Source organism: Chryseobacterium indologenes, from assembly GCA_016025055.1.
In the GTDB taxonomy this organism is placed as follows: domain Bacteria; phylum Bacteroidota; class Bacteroidia; order Flavobacteriales; family Weeksellaceae; genus Chryseobacterium; species Chryseobacterium indologenes.
Window position 1 is genome coordinate 3,467,063 of sequence record CP065590.1, and the last position, 21,893, is coordinate 3,488,955.

The window sequence follows — 21,893 nt, forward strand, 5'->3', positions numbered from 1 at the left end:
TGGCTCCTGGCTCTAGAATCTTGACTCTAATAAAAAAAGAAAAATGGCAAAACGTACAGATATAAAAACAATTTTAGTAATCGGTTCAGGACCAATCATCATCGGTCAGGCAGCTGAATTTGATTACGCAGGAACGCAGGCTTGTCTGTCTTTGAAAGAAGAAGGCTACAAGGTAATTTTGATCAACTCAAACCCTGCAACAATCATGACAGATGTGGAAATCGCTGATAAAGTATATATCGAGCCGATTTCATTACAGTTTGTAAGCCACATCATCAGAAAAGAACGTCCGGATGCTTTACTTCCAACGCTTGGAGGGCAGACGGGTCTGAATATGGCAGTTGAGTTGGAAAAATCAGGGATCCTTGAAGAATGCAAAGTAGAAGTATTGGGAACAAAGCTTTCTGCCATCAACAGAGCAGAAGACAGAGATCTTTTCCGTGAGTTGATGAGAGAACTGAACGAACCGGTTCCTGAATCTGATATCGTAAACACAGTAGAAGGAGCTCTTGCCTTTGCAGATAATATCGGATATCCGGTGATTGTTCGTCCTGCCTTTACCATGGGAGGAACAGGAGGAGGTATCGCCTCTACTGAAGCTGAATTGAAAGAAATTGCAGAATTGGGTCTTAAGCATAGCCCGGTGACACAGTGTCTTATCGAAAAATCAATTGCAGGTTTCAAAGAAATTGAATACGAAGTAATGCGTGATGCAAACGACAACGCCATTGTAGTTTGTAACATGGAAAATATAGACCCGGTAGGAGTTCACACCGGAGACTCTATCGTAGTAGCACCTTCTCAGACTCTTTCAGACAGAGAGTATCAGTTGTTGAGAAATGCTTCTTTAAAAATCATCAGAGCCTTAGGTATTGAGGGAGGATGTAACGTACAGTTGGCTTTGGATCCACACTCATTCGACTATTATATCATTGAGGTAAACCCAAGAGTTTCCCGTTCATCTGCACTAGCGAGTAAAGCAACAGGATATCCGATTGCAAAGATCGCTGCAAAAATTGCGGTAGGATTAACGCTTGATGAAATCATGAACCCGGTAACAGGAAAAACATATGCATGCTTTGAGCCGGCCCTTGATTACGTGGTAACAAAATTCCCAAGATTCCCATTCGATAAATTCGAAACGGCAGACAGAAGACTTTCTACTCAGATGAAGGCGACAGGAGAAGTAATGGCGATCGGAAGAAACCTTGAAGAATCTCTACAGAAAGCGATCCGTTCATTAGAAACAGGAATCAAGCATTTAGGATTAAAAACCAAGCAAGCTCAGGCTCTTACTGCTGAAGAAATCGAAAGAAGAATCAGAGTATGTGATGATGAGAGATTATTCATCATCGGAGATGCTTTAAGAAGAGGATACGACTGGGAACAGATTGTAGAATGGAGTAAAATCGACAAATTCTTTATCTGGAAACTTAAAAAACTGGTTGATTTCGAAAAAGTAATCGCTGAAAATAAATTTGATAAAGAAACATTAATTGAAGCGAAGAGACTAGGTTTCGCAGATATCAATATCGCAGTTCTTTGGGATGTAAAAGAACGTGAGGTGTTCAATTTCAGAAAAGAAAACGGAGTAATGCCTGTTTACAAAATGGTAGACACCTGCGCCGCAGAATTTGAAAGTGAAACTCCATACTTCTACGGTACTTACGAAGAAGAAAATGAAAGTGTGGTTTCTGATAAAGAAAAGATCATCGTATTGGGTTCAGGACCTATCAGAATCGGACAAGGGGTGGAATTCGACTACGCTACTGTTCACTCTGTTTGGGCAATTAAAGAAATGGGGTACGAAGCGATCATCATCAACAACAACCCTGAAACAGTTTCTACAGACTTCTCAATCTCTGATAAACTATACTTCGAGCCTTTGACAGAAGAAGATGTAATGAACATTATCGAGCTTGAAAAACCAAAAGGAGTAGTCGTACAGTTTGGAGGACAGACTGCGATCAACCTTGCAGATAAATTAGCCTCTCACGGAGTACAGATCTTAGGAACTTCATTAGAAGACCTTGACAGAGCTGAAAACAGAGATAAATTTGAAAAAGCACTTCAGGAAATGGGAATTCCTCAACCAAAAGGAAGAACATCCACTTCAAAAGAAGAAGCCATTAAAATTGCCAACGAAATCGGATATCCGGTATTGGTACGTCCAAGTTACGTTCTGGGAGGTAGAGCAATGGAAATTGTATATGCAGAAGTAGAACTGGCTTACTATATGGAGCATGCAGTAGACGCAAGCCCTGAACACCCTGTTTTGGTCGACAAATACATGGTAGGAAAGGAAATCGAAGTAGATGCGATATGCGACGGTGAAACAGTGGTAATTCCAGGAATTATGGAACATATCGAAAGAGCGGGAGTTCACTCCGGAGACTCTATCGCGGTATATCCGCCACAGAATATCTCCCAAAGCGAAATCGACACTTTGGTAGACTATACAAAGAGATTGGCAAAAGGGCTGAATGTAATCGGATTAATGAACATCCAGTACGTTCTTTTCGAAGGAAATGTATATGTCATCGAAGTAAACCCACGTTCTTCAAGAACAGTTCCTTTCTTATCTAAAATCACTGAAGTTCCTATGGCTAACCTTGCTACAAAAGCAATTTTAGGACAAAAGCTGAAAGATCTTGGATACGAACACGGACTGGTACCCAACAAAGAAGGCGTATTTGTGAAAGTTCCTGTGTTCTCTTTCTCTAAACTAACGAAGGTTGACATCTCTTTAGGCCCAGAAATGAAATCTACAGGAGAGGTTATGGGGAAAGATACAACACTTGAAAAGGCCCTTTACAAAGGATTGGTAGCAGCAGGAAGAAAAGTTCCGATGCACGGATCGATCTTGTTCACAGTGGCAGACAAACATAAAGAAGAAGCAGCTGATCTGGCAGCAAGATTCCATGAAGTAGGATTCAGAATCTGGGCAACGGAAGGAACAGCAAAATTCTTCGAAGAAAAAGGAATTCCTTGCAAAATAGGATACAAAATCGGAGAAGAAGATGTAAATCTTATCGACCTGATCCAGAAAGGGAAAGTTCAGTACGTTGTAAATACTACCACAAAAGGTAAACAAGCTGAAAGAGACGGATTCCAGATCAGAAGAATGAGTGTGGAAAACGGTGTTCCTTGTTTAACATCAATGGATACAGTAGAAGCCATCCTGAAAGTAATCGAAAGCATGAGCTTCAAAATGGAGACGATGTAATTTCGAAAAATAAAAATTCCAAATCCCGTAAGTTTTTCTTGCGGGATTTTTTTATGTAAATAATTGAGATCTAAAGATTTTGTTTTGCTTAAAAGTTTTTAAATTAGTCAGGGAAATTCATTCAGGTTAACGAATGTTGAATTTAGTGTGTAGATTGATTTTCAGATTTAACAATACCATATCCAGGTTAAAACCTTTGAAAACAAAATATGCTTTCAGCCAAACTGAAAGTCGAGTTGATTGCTCACCTATCGAATAATTGTTGGTGTAATTCTCAATTACTTCTTTAAAGTAAAGTAATATGAACTTCAAAATGGAGACGATCTAAATGGACATTTTGGAAAATGCCGTTTCTAAATAAATTTCCAACTTAAACCTAACGGGTTTCGAAAATCTGTTAGGTTTAAGTCAATAAATACCACAAAAGGGTGATTGACCGGTAATCTTTTATCTAGTATTTTTGAACAGTTAAAGTTGCAATATATTTTAATAAACAGTGTCCTAATTACAATCGGAAGAGCCGAACACCGTATCAAAAAGTAGGCATCCAAAAAATAATTTTATGTGTAGTTGCGAAGTTGTATCTCAAAGTGGCAATTATTTTAATGTGAATTGTCAAGGCCCCAATGGAAACCGGTTTTATTCGGTTCAGGCATCTAATAAAATAGAAGCTTTACAGATTGCTCGGGATCTTTGTACCAATGAAGTTTCTGCAGAGCAGGTTACTGAAAGGATTTCTGATGTTGAGTCTGAAGGATTAAAAAAATACTCGGAAGATTTAAGTAACTTAACTGATGAATATAAACCATTATTTACCAATTGTATCATAAATAAAGAAGGTAAATGCGGGGATTATGGTTTTGGTAGTGTAGATTATCTCGTAAATTCCAGTGGAACACAAAAATATAGAGTTTTGGTACGAACAGTTGGTAACTATGGAAGTGTAGTACCCAAAGACGATGTCTATATTGTTGATCCATGGAGCCGAATTAAACTTGGTTGTGATCAAGTTCCTGGCTCAACTCCTACAATACGGCTAACCCGAATGATTGTCGGAGAAGTAGCTATATAAACTGTTGAGTAGTAAACATGCTAAGAGATTATCCAAACTAAGTTTTGATAAGAAGTCCCGTAAGTAAGATTTATGGGATTTTTTATTTGATTAAAAACAGTATTATTTTTTTGCTGAATTATTTATAAATTAGAGCGTTATAAACCAGCCCGGTAAAACTACTTAAAAACTGATAAAATTTCACCAAATTAAAAACAACCATGGCAGAATATTATGCAAAATCAAAAAACACTTTATCTTTTGAAGTCACGCGCAGCGAGCAATTAGTCGGCAAATTGTCTTACGAAAGCTGGTTTACATTCAATGCTGTTATAGAAATTGCAAATTCACAGTATCAGGTTGAGCCGAAGGGATTTTGGGGAACAACAATTGAATTAAAGGAAGGAGAAAAAGTTCTTTTAAAGTTCAGGATGAACTGGAACGGGGAAATTGTGGTCCAGACTTATTTTAACGGAATAAAGCAGGGCTATCTTTTTAAACACCGTGGTATTTTTAAAGACTCCTTTGTTCTTACCGATCAGGAAGGAATTGAATTGATGGTCATCAAGCCTCATCTTCAATGGAATATTATGAATTATGAGTATAACTTCACAACTTCCGATGCTTTTGAAACCTTTCCGGATAAAGAAATCGTATTGATCAACGCTTTGCATTGTGCCAATTATTATATGTCGATGATGATGCCTGCGGTTATTTAATCATGTTGGTCAGCAGAAACTAAAATAGACCTCAATCATATAAATTCCGGAAAAGAACTTGCTTAAGTTTGGGCTAAAGCCGATGAATGTTTACAAATTAAAAAACGGGCTAAAGCCCGTTCCAATTGATATTATTTGAGTGATGCACAAAGATGTTCTTTTAATGTACCCTTCTTTCTATCTTAGTGCCTGTTATCACAATTAACTGTGAAATCTTTCTCATTCCTATTTAAAAAACTGATGCTGGGGCAGCCGAAATAAGGAGCAATAAAACCAAAGAATACAGGTGGTTTTCCCTTAAAGAGATAACCTGTCCATTGAAGGGTATTGGCACCATCGGTATCGATTCCGTTAAGAGGAGCTAGTTCTGCATCCATGCCTGCTGTTGTAATGGTTTTTTCAAATATTTTTTCGTTACGATCATTCACAACTACCAGTTGGCGTTCACCGACCATACCATCTATCAGATAGTTTCGCAGATAATAGGTGAAATTCTCATAGGTTGCCTGGTAGCTTTGGGCTACCTTAAGTTTCGAATGGCTAAAGTATTTTTCGGAAGCAGCCGCATCTGTTTTTTTCCATTTGATGGCTTGCATCTTATTTTCGATGAAAGGGTTTTTATTCCCGAAATAAGCTATTGCATTCTCATATTTGCTTCCGATGTCCTGTGGTTTTTGAGCTTCAATCTGAAATCCGACCATGTACGAGCTCGGATCCGCTTCTTCTCCCTCCATCGAATAAAAATCTAAATAGGCAACCGCCTTCAGTTTGTTTAATGGGACCTTCTGCAATGTATTGAACTGATAATTATAAAGATATAGAGAGTCGTTCTCAGTAAGCTTGAGACCGTCTAACATTTTTTTCCTGTGCTGAGGATCAAGTTCAATATAACGCATCTCATCAGGAGAAACATTTTTTTTGTTTTTAAAGGCTTCTTCCTGTATCGGCTGTGGATCTTTGTAGATGTCTGATACGGAAACAAATACATCTAATAATACATCCTTTTGCCCCGAAGAACTGATTGTGATATTATAAATAGTAAAATCTTTATAATCAAATTTTTCTTCCGCAGCTTTTGTAGTCTTTACCGAATCATTTGAAGTGGTAACTACTGTTTCCGCCGTTTTTTTCTCATCCTTTTTGCAGCTGATAACCGCTAGTTGCGAAAATAAAAGCGCAAAACCAATCGTAATTTTCTTCTTCATAAGTTGTATTCCTAATGTTTAATTTATTTTGTAATATGGTTCTGAATAGTATCTGCTGGGTTTAATATAAGCCGTTTTTCTCTCTGCATCAAAGATCCAGACGAATCGACGAAGCATGTCGGCCCCGAAGTAGCTTACATTTTGGGTTTTGAGTTCTCCCGCAAAAAAACCGACCGATATATTTTTGAAGACAAAATCTCCCAGCTTAAAGAAGGGAAGAATGGCCTGTTTGGTAATAATACTTTGTCCGGCAGAGTTTTTCAAAGTTTTTTCCCCGATCACTTTCAGTTTTTTGTCAAGCTCTTTTTCCTCTGCAAAATCATTGCTGTAGAGTATTCCTCCTGAATATCCTGATTGCAGTGCAAAATATCCTTCCTGTTGTTGATGCCCGTCAACAACATTATCTGCCACGATATAGAACGCATCATGATCATAAAAAACAGGAACCGGCTGATATCCTTTCACATCAGGTAACGTATCATAAACCACAAATTGGTTATTATCGTAATCAATTTTAAAAGATTTTCCCTCAAAAGGGCTGTTCCTATCTTTCCGTCTGCCCCTTGTCCTGCCAATTGATTATCAGTAAAACGAATGTTTTGTACAGATAATTTTCCAAGTTCAACCGTATTTCCATCACTGATTTCATCTTTGTTGAAAATGATGTGATCCGTTTTTCGTTGTTTTTCAGGAGAGATTGCTCCATCTTTCATGGCAATCTGAAACATCAGATCCAGTGAATCCTTTTTATTGACCAGGGTTTTTAGAATGATATTGTTACTTTTTGTGATCCTGAAGGGGATCGTCTGCTGGGCATTTATACCGAGAAATGCGGCCGAAAGTAAAACTAGGAGACTTGTTTTTTTGAGCATTATTGGGTGATTAGTGTATTAAAACCTTAAAATTACCCATTATCTTTGGAAAAGCAAATAATATAACAAAATGGTTGAAAAAAACGTTGAAAATTACTTCGGAAACTATTTTTATAAAAATCGTAGCTGATGCTTCGGATTGCTGGTCTATCATAATAAATGGTATACTGTACAGGCAAAAAAGTTATAAAAACTGTTTAAAGCGGAAAATGATTTTCAAAAATTGACTACTTTTAAACTAATGAAAACCATCCATCAAAAAACGATACAAACTCCGCTGGGAGATATGATTGCCTGTGCAGTTGATGAGGGAATATGCCTGCTTGAGTTTACGGACAGGAAGAATATTGAAAAGCAGTTAAAATCTCTTTCAAAAACTTTACAGGCCGACATTACAGAAAAAGATCACCCTCATTTTGTACAGCTGGAAGAAGAACTGAAAGAATATTTCGATGGGAAAAGGAATCGTTTTGAAGTTCCTCTGCATACTACCGGAACCGAATTTCAGGAGAAAGTCTGGCAGCTGCTCCGGGAAATTCCTATGGGAGAGATAAGAACCTATAAACAGCAATCTGAGTTTTTGGGTAACCCAAAAGCAATCCGTGCTGTCGGAACGGCCAACGGAATCAATAAAATTGCTATTTTGATCCCATGTCACCGCGTGATAGGGTCTAATGGCGAGCTGATAGGATATGCAGGAGGAATCTGGAGAAAGCAAAAATTATTGGAACTAGAGAAAGCTATTTTATTTTGATTTTTGTAATTTTAAGCAAAAATTTACACGTGAAAAAGTTATTAGCAGCAATTTGCATATCAGTTTCAGCATTCAGCTTTGCACAGGATTACTCCGTACCTGCAGCAAGTCCACGCCAGAAAGTGGAACAGCAGTTTTCCATGTCTAAAATCTCTATCGACTACGGTAGACCCGGAGTGAAAGGACGTAAAATATTTGGGGACCTTGTTCCTTATGGTCAGGTTTGGAGAGCAGGAGCTAACTCTTCCACAAAAATCACATTTGGCCAGGCCGTGAATTTTGGCGGAAAGACAGTTCCGGCAGGAACTTACGGATTATTCATCGTTCCTACAGAAAAAGAATGGAAAGTGATCTTGAATAAAGATTTCCAGCAATGGGGAGCGTATACCTATGACCCTAAACAGGATGTTGTAGATGTTACCGTACCGGTGAGCAAATTAGCCGACAAACAGGAATGGTTTGAAATTACCCTGAATCCTACAGACGAAAATTCCGGAAACCTAGTGATCAAATGGGATATGGCACAGGCAGAAGTTCCATTGAAGCCAAATAAATTGGATACCGTTATTAAGATTTCTGATAAACTGAAAGAAATCAAGAAAATAGAATCAGATTCTACTAAAAAAAGCTAAATAATGAATTTTTCTATTCAGCCTGTTTTAGAGAATGATAAATTTCAATTAATCCCCTTACAGCAAGGGGATTTTGAATCATTATACGAAGTAGCTTCCGATCCGAAAGTCTGGGAACAGCATCCCAATAAAGATCGGTATAAAAGAGAGGTCTTTGAAAGTTTTTTTCAGGGAGCGATGGAAAGTAAAGGGGCTTTTAAGATTATTGATAAAGCAACCGGAGACGTATTGGGAAGCAGTCGCTACTATAACTTCGATGAAAATGACAGCCATATTTTTATAGGATATACTTTTTATGGAACAAAATCCTGGGGAAAAGGAATCAATCCGCAGGTGAAAAAACTGATGCTGGATTATATCTTTCAGTTTGTCGATAAAGTTCATTTTCACATCGGGAAAGAAAATTTCCGCTCGCAAACAGCCCTGGAAAGGTTGGGAGGAAAAAAAATTGCCGAAGAAGAAGTCGCTTATTTTGCAGAACCTACCCGGACTAATTTTGTCTACGAAATAAAAAAGGAAGATTGGAATGAAAAAATATAAAATTCAGCAATCTCCATTTATAGTTCCCACCACCGATGGAAAACTGATTGAAGAGCACTGGGGGAATTCCACCGGAAATGCTAATGTTTCTATTGCCCATATGGTAGCACCTCCCGATTGGAGCGAGCCTCACCAGACTCCTGAGTTTGATGAATTCACTTATATTATTTCAGGAAAAAAGCAATTTGAAATAGACGGAGAAATAGTAGTTCTTGAAAAAGGCCAAAGTATATGGATTGAAAAAGGAGCAAGAATAAGGTACAGTAACCCGTTTGCAGAACCCTGTGAATACCTTGCCATCTGTCTTCCTGCCTTTTCTATGGAATTGGTTAACAGGGAAGTGGAAGGAGTAGATTAACTAAAAGAATACAAAAGATCGGATCTGAAAACCGGTAAAACCCGCCTTTTATAAAAAATAGCCATCAGCAGTGAAATGATGGAATGATAAAAAGCAATCTCAAAGCTGAGGTTGCTTTTTTATTTGAATGCCGATAAATACTATGTTTTTTGGCAAAATTAGTGCATGTGGTATATAATTATTTTGTAAGTTCGCGCACTTAAAATTTAGCTTAAAAAAATTATGAAAAACAATCTATCAATTGTGTTATTACTTGGGATTTCGCTTTCTGCAACTTCATGCGCAACCATTTTTACAGGCTCTAAAGATGCTATATCTTTTTCTTCTGCTCCCGAAGGTGCAAAAGTGATTCATAAGGGAATCGAAAAATGTGTGACACCATGTACTGCTGATATCTCCAGATCATTGAGCAGGCAAACGGTCACCTTTGAAAAAGAAGGCTTGGTTACCAAAGAGGTAAAGCTTACAAAGACCTTTAATCCGGTAACGCTATTGAATATTCTTTTTGGTGGGGCAATAGGAGTCGGAATTGATGCAGCCACAGGTTCGCTTACCAAATATTCACCTAAAAAATATAATGTTGAGATGGAGGCTCAGCCGGCATCTATTCAGTAAAAATAAAGAAGGCAAATTCGCTGGGTGCTGAATTTGCCTTTTACATTTTGAGTGCGGTTATTTCAGGGTGTTTACCTTCGAGGCATCATTGCTTATTTCAGGATTTCCTTTAAAAATAATAAAGTATGATTCCATGCTCTTTTAGCCATAACTTCATTATAGTCGGGAGATTTAGGATCTGTAAAAGTATGTTTTGAATGGGCATACGTAATGATCTGCCAGTCGGCATTACCTTCATTCATTTCTTTGATGAGGTTGTCGTAATCCTGCTGTGAGACACTTTTGTCATCGGCTGGATTTTCCACTAAAATTTTAGCGTTCAGTTTCTCGTTTTTCCTTGTCTGGTCTTTCCCCAGGCTACCGTGGATGGAAACAACGCCTACAACGGGAAGTCCGCCTCTGGCAGATTCCAGAGCTCCTGTACCACCAAAACAATATCCGATGACTGCTGTCTTGTCAGCTATTGCTCCGTTTTTCTTTAGCTGCTCCAATGCCAGGGAGATCCTTTTCTGGTATTCCTGATAATTTTGCTTGTAATACCCTGAAGTTTTCGCGGCAGAATCATTGTCGGCAGGGATCTTTCCTTCCCCGTAAATGTCAGCAATAAAGGCAATGTATCCTTGTTTTTCGAGCTCTACAGCTGCCGTTTTTGCTTCCTCATCAATTCCTTTCCAGGCCGGAAGAATCAACACTCCCGGAAGCTTTTTGCCTGCATTGGAAGTGATTAAACCATTTAATTTTTGTGCGCCGTCCTGATAGGAAACGGTCTTAAGTTTTTGACCGAAAACTGTTCCTGAGGCCATAAGAATTGCGGTTAATAAAATTGAACGTATCATATTTTTTATTTTGTGTTGGGTTTTGCAACTTTCTTTAGTATCTGGATCAAGTTGAGCGGTATTGTTTTTTTATTGCGGAGCTAATTAATTGACTTCACAGTAACGGAAAAAAATATCTGATCAACAAAAAATCCTCAACTAAATTAATGAAAAATAATGTAATTGAGGATCTTACTATTTTGCGAAAAATACATTAAATTTTTATCCCAAGACCTGTCAGTTCCTTTTCCAGATCAGTATCGGGCAGAACATGAATGGTATTAAAACCTAATGACTCTGCCATCTCGATATTTTTTTGATTGTCGTCTATAAATACCGATTCTTCAGCTTTTATCTGGTATCTTTCCAATAAGACATGCCAGATTTTCGGATCAGGTTTAATGAGTTTTTCCGTTCCTGAAACCACTATCTTTCCGTCAAACAATTGAAAAAAATCATAATTTTCCAGAGCATAGGGAAACGTTTCTTCAGACCAGTTGGTTAATCCGAATAAGTGATAATCTGTTTTTCTGAGTTTCCTCAGGACTTCCACATTTTGAGGGATATCACTTTTTAGCATCACGGTCCAGTTGTCATAGAAAGCTCTGATCTCTTTTTCCCACTCAGGAAATTTCTTTACCTGGATTTCGGTTCCTTCTGCTAGGCTTCTTCCCCGGTCCTGTTCGATATTCCATTCGTCCTGGGCAATATTTTCCAGGAAATATTCCATTTTTTCATCATCATTAAAGTAGTCTTTAAAGAAATATCTGGGGTTCCAATCCATCAGAACGCCTCCGAAATCGAAAATGATGTTTTTTATATTCATAATAATTAATATTGTTGTGAGTTACTGCTATTTTTTATGAACCACCCCGTCAAAAATTTTGTAAATTTTCGCCACCCCTCCAGAGGAGGGGAATGATCACGTCTTCAGTTGTAATCGTTGTGAAAACGGAAGTGATTTTATTTTTTATTTATTCCGGTCTGTAAAACTGATACTGTCCGTCTTCATAATAAGCATTGATATGCTGAAGTCCATTGGTAAGAATAATTTCCTTTGCTCCGATGATGGAGTTGTACCGGGCGGTCTGTTCAAATGTTTTCTCCGTCAGTTTGATATGGGGAGCTTTGCATTCAATCAGAATGACAGGTTCGGCTTTCTCCGTGATCAGAAGGTCAACTCTCTTTGTCAGTCCGTTTAAAACAATTTTTTTTTTCGGTGATCATTGCCGATGCAGAGTAGGATTTTACCGTAAGATAATAGTGTATCCAGTGTTGTCTTACCCATTCTTCAGGCGTGAGCAGAAGATAAGTTTTACGAACCAAATCATAAATAAAAAACTTATCTTTGTCTTTCTTGAATTTAAAATCAAAAGTTTCCTGAAAATTCAGTTTTGGAAGTTCCATTAATAAGATGAAAGAATTAGATTTAATCCTCAAAAATATTAAAAATAAAGAAGTTTTACCGATTTATTTTTTTCACGGAGATGAACCTTACTTTATTGATATCGCTGTAAAAGCCCTTGAGCACAACTTTCTGGAAGAAGATGAAAAAGCCTTCAACCAGACCGTTACCTATGGAAAAGATACCTCATACCAGGAGGTTCTTTCACTGGCAAGGCAGTTTCCGATGATGGGGGATAAGCAGGTGATCATTGTGAAAGAAGCACAGGATCTTAAGTTCAATGAAGAGGAAAACAGGATTCTGGAATCTTATGTAGAAAACCCTGTACCTTCCACGGTATTGGTTTTTGCCCATAAACATAAAAAACTGGACAGCAGAAAAAAAGCCGCCAAATCTCTGGATAAAGCCAAAGCATTATTTCTTAGCGAATCTGTAAAGGATAATAACCTTCCGAAATGGATTGCTGATGAATGTACTAAACTTGGCATCAAAACGGCACCTAATATTTCCCATCTTTTAGCAGAATACCTTGGCAATGATCTTTCCAGAATTGCTAATGAACTGAATAAGCTGAAAATTATTCTTAAAGAAGGGGAGGTTCTTGACGGTGCCATTGTAGAAAATCATATCGGAATCAGTAAAGAATACAATGTTTTTGAACTTCAAAAAGCATTGGGAACAAAAAATGCCAATGCCGCCTTTAAAATTGCCCACTTTATGGGTAAGAATCCCAAAAACAATCCGTTTGTGATGATGCTGGCAAGCCTTTACAATTACTTTTCAAATGTTATTATTTATCAGACCATGGCCGGGCAGCCGCCACAGGTTATTGCTTCCCAAATGGGCGTGAATCCTTATTTTATAAAGGATTATGCAGAAAGTGCCAGATTATATCCTTTAAAACATGCGACAAGGGTCATTTCTATCTTACGGGAGTTTGATATGAAAGGAAAAGGACTTGGCGCAGTGAATATGAGCGAAGCAGAATTGATTAAAGAGCTGGTATATAAGATCATTAATGTGGACAAGATTAAAATGAAAGTTTAATTGAAGTGGAAAATGGAGAAGTGAAAGTTGAAAATGACTAGGAGATGGGATAGAGTATAAGGCTGTGTAAGCAACATTTTGATCTCTTATACTTTGAGCGCTAGGCTTTTAATTTTCGCATATAAAACTCAATTGAGAATTCGCATATCTCTTATTGACAAGTATCATTAAAATAACTTTAAAAAGCAATTAAAAATTACGAAATTAGCAGTCTTAATTTAATTAAATCTTTTTCGAACAAGTACATTATGGAGCAAAACATTTTAGATTGTGTGATCGTTGGATCTGGGCCTTCTGGTTTCACAGCTGCCATCTATGCAGCAAGAGCAGACTTAAAACCTGAGCTATATACAGGTTTGGAGCCGGGCGGACAATTAACTACCACTACTGAAGTAGATAACTTCCCAGGATATCCGGCAGGAATTACAGGTCCAGAAATGATGATGGATCTGCAAAAACAAGCAGAAAGATTTGATACCAAAGTTCATTACGAGATGATCACTAAAGCCGAGTTTTCCAAAGAAGTCGGCGGTGTTCATAAACTATATGCAGGAAACAAAGAAATTTTAGCAAAATCTGTCATTATTTCTACGGGAGCTACAGCAAAGTATCTTGGGCTTGATGACGAAAAGAAATATGCAGGAGGAGGCGTTTCAGCCTGTGCGACATGCGACGGGTTTTTCTACAGAGGAAAAGATGTTGTCGTTGTAGGGGCAGGAGATACGGCAGCTGAAGAGGCTACTTATCTTGCAAAATTATGCAGAAAGGTAACGTTATTAGTAAGAAAAGATGTGTTCAGAGCTTCAAAAGCGATGGTACACAGGGTAGAAAATACTCCAAATATTGAAGTGAAATTCCACCACGAGTTAATTGCTATTGAAGGAGAAAACAGCTTGGTAGAAAGAGCCGTAGTGATCAACAACCAAACTCAGGAAACTTCTAAGATCGATGTTGAAGGGATTTTCATTGCTATCGGTCACAAACCGAATACAGATATCTTCGCAGGCCAGGTAGATCTTGACGAAAACGGATATATCTTGACTGAAAAAGGTTCTTCAAGAACGAATCTTCCGGGAGTTTTCGCGGCAGGAGATGTTCAGGATCATATCTACAGACAGGCTATTACCGCTGCAGGAAGCGGGTGTATGGCTGCAATGGATGCAGAAAAATATCTGGCTGAATTACATTAATATTCAGCTTCTAATCATACAAAGCGTACCATAGGGTACGCTTTTTTGTTTTCCTGTACTCACAATAAAGAAAACGTGGAGACCGCTTTTTTTGCCACGAATGCACGAATAATTAAAAGGATTCGTGCATTCGTGGCCTTTTAAAATTATACCTTTAATAAGCAAAAGCAAAAACAGCTTCCATTGAAACTGTTTTTTATGTGTATCACGGCAAGATTATCCCCTTTTTATCTTTATACCTAAAGGAAAATCTCTAAATTTAGCACCCTAATCTAAAATAATATGGAAACAAAAATCATCAAAATAACACACGTTACCGGAACCTACATCATTGAAGCTCCCCAGGGGAAACTAAACGACCTGAAAACCCAACTGGACAAATGCCTGAACGATGAGCAGGGTGCTATTGTTGTAAAGGGAGATAATGGGGATCAGTTTGTGTATCCGTCTGATCTTTTAAAAAACAGCTTCATTAAAATAGTAGACCGCGAATAGGATAGGACCCTCAACAATACTTCTCTTTTCTGGACAGCAACAATTCATGGAATTTCTGATGGGTATTTTCCCACGAAATTCTTGTCCAAAATCACTCCGGCCTGTTATGAACGGTCGCCAGATACTTGCAATACCGTCTCTAATGGGTTTATGGACGGTCTACAGGCACTTCGGAGCAGGTAGTATGCCCTTGGTGAAGACGCTTTACCCCCTTGGGTAAGGGGGGTATCGGGGCTTATAGTACGGCCTCCCGACCGTTGTGAAAGTGGCTGTAGAGGCTTTAGGATTCCTTAAAGGGGCTTTGGATGGTTATATAATAGAAAACGGCTTCCGTTGGAAGCCGTTTCTGTATATTCTTGATATTCTTGAAAAGATTATTTCTTTTTAAGCTTAGCATTTTCTGCTTTTAAAATCTCAATTTGTTCTTTCAGAAGCTTAATATACTCTTGCTGGCTTTCCAGCAAATATTCAGGTATATTGCAATATTGATTATAATTACCAGACTGATTACTGGTGTTAGAGCTGCTATCATTGAAAGTCAGATTCTGTACAACTGTTGCTGCTCTTTCTTCTTTAATATCTTCTACAGAAACATCTAATGCATGAGCCAGTTTTTCCCACTCGTCATCGTATATTCTCACGTCACCACTTTCTTTTCTGCCGTAGTTGGAGACATCAGTTGCAATAATATCAGCAATCTGCTGCTGTGTAAGGCCTTTCTGCTTTCTTATAGTTCTTAGCTTTTCCATTGTCATAGGATACCTGTGTTTTTACAAATGTAGTGAAAAATATGTGTGTTTGTAAATACAGCCGGAAAGTTTTTGCATTACCGTAAACCTTAGTGTTTATGTAGAAATATTGTAGATATCTGTAAGTAAAACAATGGGTATTGATTTAAAATTTTAATCGATCTTGTAGGAAGTATATGGAAGTCGTGGAGTATTTTTTATCATTCATATCATTGGCAGTACTGCTTTAGCCTACGGCCAATACGGGGTTTAGCCTTTTTAAATGAAAAATAATTCCCTTGATTTCTAGTCTATTATTAAGTTTTGTTAAAATTTGTTCCGCAAAAGTTTTGCAGAAATTAAAAATCGTTCTATATTTGCACCACTGAAAACAACGATACAATCGGAGTTTAAGGAGAGTTGGCAGAGTGGTCGATTGCGGCAGTCTTGAAAACTGTTGACTGTAACAGGTCCGGGGGTTCGAATCCCTCACTCTCCGCTGAGAGGGTCTTCATCAAGAAGACCCTCTTTTTTTCGTATATAAGCAATCCTTTTCGGATCAGGTGCCAACTTGGAGGCTACTCAAAAAGCTTGGTTAATCTGGAAATAAAAAATGTTCTATCTTTTATCCTCTAAGAGGAAAAAGTTCTATCCTTTACTCCTATAAGTTACATTCTAAAGCTTCACAAAACGCAAAAGCAAGATGCGATTCCTTATTGAGAAGGGAGCTATGAAAGCGACAAAGTCGCTGATGAGGCTTTATGGATGTGCATGCGCTTGGAAAGGATCTATGAAGTTGGTTCCAATCTTTGCTTGCTCAAAATATCTATTTTAAATAATATAGTTATAAATATTCTACATTTCCCAGTTTTCGACACTGATCCATACCTGTAACACATCAAGAGTCTAAAAACGGTTCAGAATTATAAATTGGAACGCAGTTTTGTTTTTAAATGACTTGTTTTCATGTCGTTGTGGTGTTTTCGTTTAATAGGTTCACATTTATCATGTGGAACATTTCAGGCCTTCTCCAAGTATAATTTTGCATTATAAGTATTTCCATGATGAATGCAAAAAAAACTCTTGATGTATCAAAATCCATTTCGGGCCTTCGTTGTACATCGAAAGGAAAACTTATAAAGGAAGTTGTTAATTTTTTAAAAAAATAAGTTCAATGAAAACATGTATGATTTTGTTACTGACGCTGCCTGGCTATTTTCAACCCCATATTGCAACACCCACCGATAAAGAATATCTGCATTATTCTATTATAAAAGATGATAAAACCATCGGTAATATCCATGTGGAACGTTCTTTGAAAAACGGTATCACTGAATATGTTTTCGAATCGCGGGCTAAAGTAAGAATTCTCTACAATATTGAGATTTACGACAAAATGGGTGTCACTTTTAAACAAAATATTCTACAACAGGCAAAGCTTTACCGCACAATGAACGGGAGGCTAAAAGTGAACAATACCGCCACCCGGAATGGGCATTTTTATGATCTTTCGGATAAAAATGGTGCCAATGGCCTTCTAAAACAGTCTGTTTTCTGCACTACTGCAAGTCTCTATTTTAACGAGCCGGGAAATGTAAAATCTGTTTTTTCGGAAAGATTCCAGAAAATGGTCCCTCTTCAGAAGATTGATTCCAAAAAATACAGAATCGATCTGCCGAACGGAAATACTACTACTTATACCTACAACAGCGGAATTTGCACTTTGGTTGAAGCTGATACGGACTTTGCAAAACTAAAATTTGTTTTAAATATGAATTCTAACAAAAACCCGTAGTATCAATCACAATCCACCTGTTTTTTTTAGTTGATTTTTTAAAATGCCCGGCAGTAATCCCTTTCAGTCTGCAAAAGAGCATTAGAATCCATCATACTGTACAAAATCTGGAAAACCAAATCAAAATATACAGCTATTTATTATTTATTTTTTTTTCAGAATAATGAATTTTATGATTCCAACATGCTCCTACGGCCAACCCTTTTTACTTCTCATTTGAAAAAATCTATTCTGTAAGGTTATTCAATAATCCTTCCTATATTTGTTCAAAATTACACAACATGAAAAAAAGGTGGTGCTCATTCAGGAGAATGAAGTGATCCTGGATATAATGGATGAAGTGCTTGAGGATGAGGGTTTTGATGTAACGCCGTCTTTGACGACTGAACCCATTGAAAATATCGAAGATATTGATCCCGATGTAGTCATCGTAGACGATCACATCAAAGGAGATAAAAAAGGATCAGAAGTTATCAGGGAGCTTAAATCTGATCCGGATACAGAAGATGTTTCTTCCGTTCTCACCTCTACGGCCCATAATATTGAGAAAACTGCAAAAGACTGTCTGGCCGATGATTTTATTCAAAAACCTTTTGATATAGACCATATGATTGATGTGGTAAAGAAAAATGCCGAATAAACGCTTACAAAACAAGACCAAAGGGATTGTCTTTTGTGTACAATAGAAAAAATACTTCAGGCAGGTCTCTTATTTTTCGATGACAAAAGCTTCCAGTTCCACCATTTTATGATCCCTGAATCGCCATATATCACAATAAGAATAGTCCCTCATTTTTCCTCCAGTATCTTTCATACTTATCTGGCCTGTAGCGATTACATAATCCTTTTCAGCAACTATTTTGTCTACAAAAAACTTGGGGGGGCTCCAAATAAGTCCGGGCCATATATTCTCGTACGGCTTCCTTTCCGGTGAGGGTCTGGTCTCCTACAAAAATCCATGTCACATCATCCGAACAAAAAGATAAAAAACCTTCGTAATCTCCTTTTGTAATGGCAGAATTTGCGCTTTCAAGAATTTCTTTATTTTGTGTACTCATGGCATCGGATAGTTTATGCAGGTAAGGGGTAGATGTATCGTGATCACAGATACAAAAAAGCCTTATAATCAGAGATCATAAGGCCTTAAAATTTTTAACTCAATATATCACACGGTGCTATACACAACACCCACGGACATCTTTTGATTCCCGGAGGAGGGCAACATGCTTCGGAGCAGCCTGCCGGTGCTCCACCATTGACCTTCTTCAGCTGGTCCCTGGAAATTTTCTTGTAATTTTTCATAAGGCAGCATGTAGATTAAGGCTGGTTTCCACCACCACATCCGTCGAATGGCATACATTGCCATTTGCCGCCGATCATACAAATCTGGCCACCAGGACAGTTGATTCCTCCTTTGATTGATTTTAACTCTTGTCTTTCGATTTTCTTTAAATTTTTCATAATATTTAGGTTTAGTACTTTTCGAAATTAATCAATTTTTCCTAACTAAAGTATAATTATTATAAAATATTTATTGTGAAATGATTTTATTATTTTGTATTCCTCTTTAAATACCTGAAATAAAGCAGAATGTAATAAATGCGATCTCATCTTTGAATACTGTTGTAATGAAAGCTATAACACTTTCTTTTCTTTCTGTAAATCTTGTCCTGTGACAAGTTTATTTTTCTGAAAACCAGGTAATTTTGAATAAAAGTTTTAATAAACCAAATCTATACCCATTATGAAAAATATTCTGACAACAGCATTGCTGATCTTGATTCTCTTTTTTACAGGATCAGCATTCTACGCACAAAAACTGAAACCTTCTGAAAGCGGATATGCCGCTGTAAACGGAACCAAAACCTATTATGAGGTCTATGGACAAGGCCGGCCGGTTATTTTGCTGCACGGAGCCTTTATGACCATTGATATGAACTGGGGACAATTAATCCCGGAACTCTCAAAAAACAGAAAAGTCATTGCGCTGGAACTACAGGGGCACGGTCATTCGCCATTTTCAGAGAGAAAACTTTCATACCCAACCCTGGCAGGTGATGTGGAAGCAGTTATGGATCAACTGAAAATTGAAACAGCTGATCTTGTAGGATATAGTTTTGGTGGTGCTATAGCTTATCAGTTTGCAGTTCAAAGTCCGAAACGGCTGAAAAATCTCGTTATCATCTCTGCCACGTATAAAAATACCGGATGGCTTCCTGAGGTGAACAATACTTTTAAATCAATGAAGCCCGAGATGTTTGACAAGAGTCCGCTGCATGATGCCTATAATGCTGTTGCGCCGGATAAGACGAAATGGACAAAATTTTTGGAACAGATGATGGCTACTGTTAAAACACCATCTGATCTGGGTGATTCTAATATTGCTAAAATCTCCTCACCCGTATTAATCATATCCGGTGACAACGATGGCCTTGACAAAACCGAGCTGGCAAAAACCTATAAACTGCTGGGTGGGGATGTCTCTGCAGATCTTTCTCCTATGCCGAAATCCCAGCTGGCTATTGTTCCCGGACAAAGCCATGTAAGCCTTATGATGCAGACGGTAACCATTCTTACATACCTGAATAATTTTTTAAAATAACTCATCAAAATAATACTACCTGTCATGAGAAAGATAACAGTTTTATCAATGATTACAATGGATGGTGTCATGCAGGCACCCGGTGGTCCGGACGAGGATAGATCAGGAGGTTTTAAATACGGAGGCTGGACGTTTTCCTATAGTGATGATCTTCTGGGAAAGATCACGCGGGAAGAGCTGAAATCTTCTGATTATCTGTTGGGAAGAAAAACATTCGACATTTTTGCGGCTTACTGGCCCTCTCATGCTGATTTTTGGCCCTCCATCAATGAAGGAACAAAATATGTTTTGTCTCAAACTATGGAAACATCAGACTGGAAGCATAGTGTTTTCCTGAAAGACATAGAGGATATCAAGGCCCTCAAAGAATCAGAAGGTCCCGAGATTCAGGTCTGGGGAAGTAGTGAGCTCATTCACTTGTTGCTACTACATGATCTTGTGGATGAGATCCGGCTCAAAATTTTTCCACTCATCCTCGGTGAAGGGAAAAAATTATTCGATCAGAATGCTGTTCCCGGAGCCTTTGTTTTAAAGGAAAATCATATTACTTCCAAAGGCGTGATCATAGCGCGTTATCAGCGTGCAGGTGAAGTTGTAACCGGAGAAATTGAAATTTAAAAACAATGATATATGGAGGTGAAATTTGAGGCCGGGATTAATATTGCCCTAAAAATTCCCAAAAACAAATATGAAAAGACGGTCGCTTTTTACAGAGATATTTTAAAGTTGCAGGTGGAAGAAAAACCTATTACTAATCCTACCGTTTCCAGAACTCATGAAGTGAAATTCGGACATAATATTATCTGGCTCGACTGTGTAGATAATTATACCCATTCTGAAACCTGGCTGCAGCTTACAGTACCCCATGTGGAAGAAGCTACAAAATACCTTGAATCAAATGGCGTGGAAACCTGTGACGAAATTGAACAACTTCCCGAAAATATGCACTGGATTACCGATCCTGCGGGCACAGTGTTTAATCTACAAGAAAAAAAATAAAGAAAATACGAGGAAAAAAAAGCAGAAATCAACCGGTTTCTGCTTTTTTTATGGCTGCTGAATATGGAGCTGTTTCTTATCATGTTTTAGTCGCTTCATAAACAATATTAACAGTGCTTTTTCGAATGTCATATTGTACTTCTTAAAGTGGAGTTAAATCTCAGAAAAAGGAAATATTTATCAATTTTAATCTTACTTTTTAGAATATAATTAATTAAATGAACGCGTTGAAGTGATTTTTTTTATAAAATGTCACTCAGATAAGAATTATTTTATTTAATTTTAGCCCACATCAAAAAACTGAAATCATGGATTATACCTTTCTTATTATGGGCATTTTCTTATTGATGACTGGTATCGCATTACGGTACTGGATCAACAGAAGAAGATTCAACAGACGTAATGCTGCAGGACTGGAAGGCTTTACTACCTATGAACATGCCACGGTCATTATGTTTATAGAAGGCATTGGAAAGTTGATCTCTTATACAGTAATCATGGTAGGGTTTTTATTTTTACTCATTCATTGGCAGGATAAAAAACGAATCGAAAGGGAGGCTCGGAACAAAGAATCAATATCTGCCCGTACTTTGTTTTTTAAAAAGACAGAGTAAAACTTTCCCTGGGAAAAGATAAAAGCTGATGTTGAATAAACTTCTTACGATCTTCCAATTTCCTGTACAAGAATAAAAGTAAATATAGAGTGCATTTTTTCAAGTGCTGCATTCTTTATTGTCCTTCTGTCTTTGATCATAGCTGTCTTTTCACTTACGGAATATATTGAGAATGACTGTAGCCGCTTTTTCAATAAAGCATACTTCAATATTGGTATTAAAGACCGTAGT

At 37.7% G+C, this 21,893-nt stretch carries 23 protein-coding genes, 1 tRNA gene and 3 pseudogenes; 18 read left to right on the forward strand and 9 right to left on the reverse strand.

Annotated features, from left to right (window positions below):
- Positions 1-43 precede the first annotated feature (43 nt).
- The 3 genes from carB (at position 44) to H3Z85_15930 (ending at position 4,996) form a co-directional block, all read left to right on the forward strand.
- On the forward strand, positions 44-3,226 hold the full coding sequence (gene carB / locus H3Z85_15920) for a carbamoyl-phosphate synthase large subunit (protein ID QPQ50863.1): 3,183 nt from the start codon (positions 44-46) through the stop codon (positions 3,224-3,226).
- Positions 3,227-3,833: 607 nt separating this feature from the next.
- A complete protein-coding gene (locus tag H3Z85_15925) occupies positions 3,834-4,298 on the forward strand; it encodes a hypothetical protein (protein QPQ50864.1) in 465 nt (154 codons plus the stop codon).
- A 200-nt stretch (positions 4,299-4,498) separates the two neighbouring features.
- Positions 4,499-4,996: a hypothetical protein gene (locus H3Z85_15930; GenBank protein QPQ50865.1), complete on the forward strand. Its 498-nt coding sequence runs from the start codon at positions 4,499-4,501 to the stop codon at positions 4,994-4,996.
- A gap of 182 nt (positions 4,997-5,178) precedes the next feature.
- Here the strand turns inward: H3Z85_15930 and H3Z85_15935 are convergent, their stop codons facing one another.
- Positions 5,179-6,201, reverse strand: coding sequence for a hypothetical protein (locus tag H3Z85_15935; protein QPQ50866.1), 1,023 nt, complete (start codon positions 6,199-6,201; stop codon positions 5,179-5,181).
- 18 nt (positions 6,202-6,219) lie between these two features.
- Positions 6,220-7,073: pseudogene (locus H3Z85_15940) on the reverse strand (hypothetical protein).
- 241 nt (positions 7,074-7,314) lie between these two features.
- Here H3Z85_15940 and H3Z85_15945 point away from each other — a divergent pair.
- From H3Z85_15945 to H3Z85_15965, 5 genes are all read left to right on the forward strand, one after another.
- Positions 7,315-7,827 carry a methylated-DNA--[protein]-cysteine S-methyltransferase gene (locus H3Z85_15945; GenBank protein ID QPQ50867.1) on the forward strand — a complete coding sequence of 171 codons (513 nt, stop codon included), beginning with the start codon at positions 7,315-7,317 and terminating at the stop codon, positions 7,825-7,827.
- A gap of 29 nt (positions 7,828-7,856) precedes the next feature.
- Positions 7,857-8,459 (forward strand): DUF2911 domain-containing protein, encoded by a 603-nt coding sequence (locus tag H3Z85_15950; GenBank protein ID QPQ50868.1) that lies wholly within the window; start codon positions 7,857-7,859, stop codon positions 8,457-8,459.
- Positions 8,460-8,462: 3 nt separating this feature from the next.
- Positions 8,463-8,999 carry a GNAT family N-acetyltransferase gene (locus tag H3Z85_15955; GenBank protein ID QPQ50869.1) on the forward strand — a complete coding sequence of 179 codons (537 nt, stop codon included), beginning with the start codon at positions 8,463-8,465 and terminating at the stop codon, positions 8,997-8,999.
- Complete coding sequence (locus H3Z85_15960; GenBank protein QPQ50870.1) at positions 8,986-9,357, forward strand: cupin domain-containing protein; 372 nt, start codon at positions 8,986-8,988, stop codon at positions 9,355-9,357. The genes H3Z85_15955 and H3Z85_15960 overlap by 14 nt, the downstream gene beginning before the upstream one ends.
- Positions 9,358-9,579: 222 nt before the next feature.
- The gene (locus H3Z85_15965) at positions 9,580-9,972 is read left to right on the forward strand and encodes a PEGA domain-containing protein (protein ID QPQ50871.1); all 393 of its coding nucleotides are present in this window, start codon (positions 9,580-9,582) and stop codon (positions 9,970-9,972) included.
- A 92-nt stretch (positions 9,973-10,064) separates the two neighbouring features.
- Here H3Z85_15965 and H3Z85_15970 read toward each other — a convergent pair whose 3' ends face one another.
- From H3Z85_15970 to H3Z85_15980, 3 genes and pseudogenes are all read right to left on the reverse strand, one after another.
- Entirely contained in the window at positions 10,065-10,808 is a 744-nt protein-coding gene (locus H3Z85_15970; GenBank protein QPQ50872.1) for a dienelactone hydrolase family protein, read from the reverse strand.
- 193 nt (positions 10,809-11,001) lie between these two features.
- Positions 11,002-11,613: an HAD family phosphatase gene (locus tag H3Z85_15975; GenBank protein ID QPQ50873.1), complete on the reverse strand. Its 612-nt coding sequence runs from the start codon at positions 11,611-11,613 to the stop codon at positions 11,002-11,004.
- Between the two features lie 148 nt (positions 11,614-11,761).
- Positions 11,762-12,194, reverse strand: a pseudogene (locus tag H3Z85_15980) (type I restriction enzyme HsdR N-terminal domain-containing protein).
- Positions 12,195-12,201: 7 nt separating this feature from the next.
- Here H3Z85_15980 and holA point away from each other — a divergent pair.
- The 3 genes from holA to H3Z85_15995 all read left to right on the forward strand — a co-directional run bounded on the left by holA (position 12,202) and on the right by H3Z85_15995 (position 14,924).
- The gene (gene holA / locus H3Z85_15985; protein QPQ50874.1) at positions 12,202-13,239 is read left to right on the forward strand and encodes a DNA polymerase III subunit delta; all 1,038 of its coding nucleotides are present in this window, start codon (positions 12,202-12,204) and stop codon (positions 13,237-13,239) included.
- Positions 13,240-13,487: 248 nt separating this feature from the next.
- Positions 13,488-14,429 (forward strand): thioredoxin-disulfide reductase, encoded by a 942-nt coding sequence (gene trxB, locus H3Z85_15990; GenBank protein ID QPQ50875.1) that lies wholly within the window; start codon positions 13,488-13,490, stop codon positions 14,427-14,429.
- Between the two features lie 282 nt (positions 14,430-14,711).
- Positions 14,712-14,924: a glyceraldehyde-3-phosphate dehydrogenase gene (locus tag H3Z85_15995; GenBank protein ID QPQ50876.1), complete on the forward strand. Its 213-nt coding sequence runs from the start codon at positions 14,712-14,714 to the stop codon at positions 14,922-14,924.
- Between the two features lie 374 nt (positions 14,925-15,298).
- Here the strand turns inward: H3Z85_15995 and H3Z85_16000 are convergent, their stop codons facing one another.
- Positions 15,299-15,679, reverse strand: coding sequence for a helix-turn-helix transcriptional regulator (locus H3Z85_16000; GenBank protein ID QPQ50877.1), 381 nt, complete (start codon positions 15,677-15,679; stop codon positions 15,299-15,301).
- 387 nt (positions 15,680-16,066) lie between these two features.
- Between H3Z85_16000 and H3Z85_16005 the strand changes: the two genes are divergently transcribed.
- The 3 genes from H3Z85_16005 to H3Z85_16015 all read left to right on the forward strand — a co-directional run bounded on the left by H3Z85_16005 (position 16,067) and on the right by H3Z85_16015 (position 18,087).
- Positions 16,067-16,151: transfer RNA gene (locus H3Z85_16005), tRNA-Ser, on the forward strand.
- Between the two features lie 675 nt (positions 16,152-16,826).
- Positions 16,827-17,447 (forward strand): hypothetical protein, encoded by a 621-nt coding sequence (locus H3Z85_16010; protein ID QPQ50878.1) that lies wholly within the window; start codon positions 16,827-16,829, stop codon positions 17,445-17,447.
- A 262-nt stretch (positions 17,448-17,709) separates the two neighbouring features.
- Positions 17,710-18,087, forward strand: a complete 378-nt coding sequence (locus H3Z85_16015) for a response regulator (protein QPQ50879.1) — start codon at positions 17,710-17,712, stop codon at positions 18,085-18,087.
- A 69-nt stretch (positions 18,088-18,156) separates the two neighbouring features.
- Here H3Z85_16015 and H3Z85_16020 read toward each other — a convergent pair.
- From H3Z85_16020 to H3Z85_16030, 3 genes and pseudogenes are all read right to left on the reverse strand, one after another.
- Positions 18,157-18,505, reverse strand: a pseudogene (locus H3Z85_16020) (nuclear transport factor 2 family protein).
- Between the two features lie 94 nt (positions 18,506-18,599).
- Positions 18,600-18,749: a hypothetical protein gene (locus H3Z85_16025; protein QPQ50880.1), complete on the reverse strand. Its 150-nt coding sequence runs from the start codon at positions 18,747-18,749 to the stop codon at positions 18,600-18,602.
- A gap of 15 nt (positions 18,750-18,764) precedes the next feature.
- Positions 18,765-18,908, reverse strand: coding sequence for a hypothetical protein (locus H3Z85_16030; GenBank protein QPQ50881.1), 144 nt, complete (start codon positions 18,906-18,908; stop codon positions 18,765-18,767).
- A 283-nt stretch (positions 18,909-19,191) separates the two neighbouring features.
- Here H3Z85_16030 and H3Z85_16035 point away from each other — a divergent pair, with 283 nt between their 5' ends.
- From H3Z85_16035 to H3Z85_16050, 4 genes are all read left to right on the forward strand, one after another.
- On the forward strand, positions 19,192-20,049 hold the full coding sequence (locus H3Z85_16035; GenBank protein ID QPQ50882.1) for an alpha/beta hydrolase: 858 nt from the start codon (positions 19,192-19,194) through the stop codon (positions 20,047-20,049).
- A 24-nt stretch (positions 20,050-20,073) separates the two neighbouring features.
- Positions 20,074-20,667: a dihydrofolate reductase family protein gene (locus H3Z85_16040; GenBank protein QPQ50883.1), complete on the forward strand. Its 594-nt coding sequence runs from the start codon at positions 20,074-20,076 to the stop codon at positions 20,665-20,667.
- A 12-nt stretch (positions 20,668-20,679) separates the two neighbouring features.
- On the forward strand, positions 20,680-21,048 hold the full coding sequence (locus H3Z85_16045; protein QPQ50884.1) for a VOC family protein: 369 nt from the start codon (positions 20,680-20,682) through the stop codon (positions 21,046-21,048).
- A 308-nt stretch (positions 21,049-21,356) separates the two neighbouring features.
- Positions 21,357-21,662 carry a molybdenum ABC transporter permease gene (locus H3Z85_16050; GenBank protein ID QPQ50885.1) on the forward strand — a complete coding sequence of 102 codons (306 nt, stop codon included), beginning with the start codon at positions 21,357-21,359 and terminating at the stop codon, positions 21,660-21,662.
- Positions 21,663-21,893 lie beyond the last annotated feature (231 nt).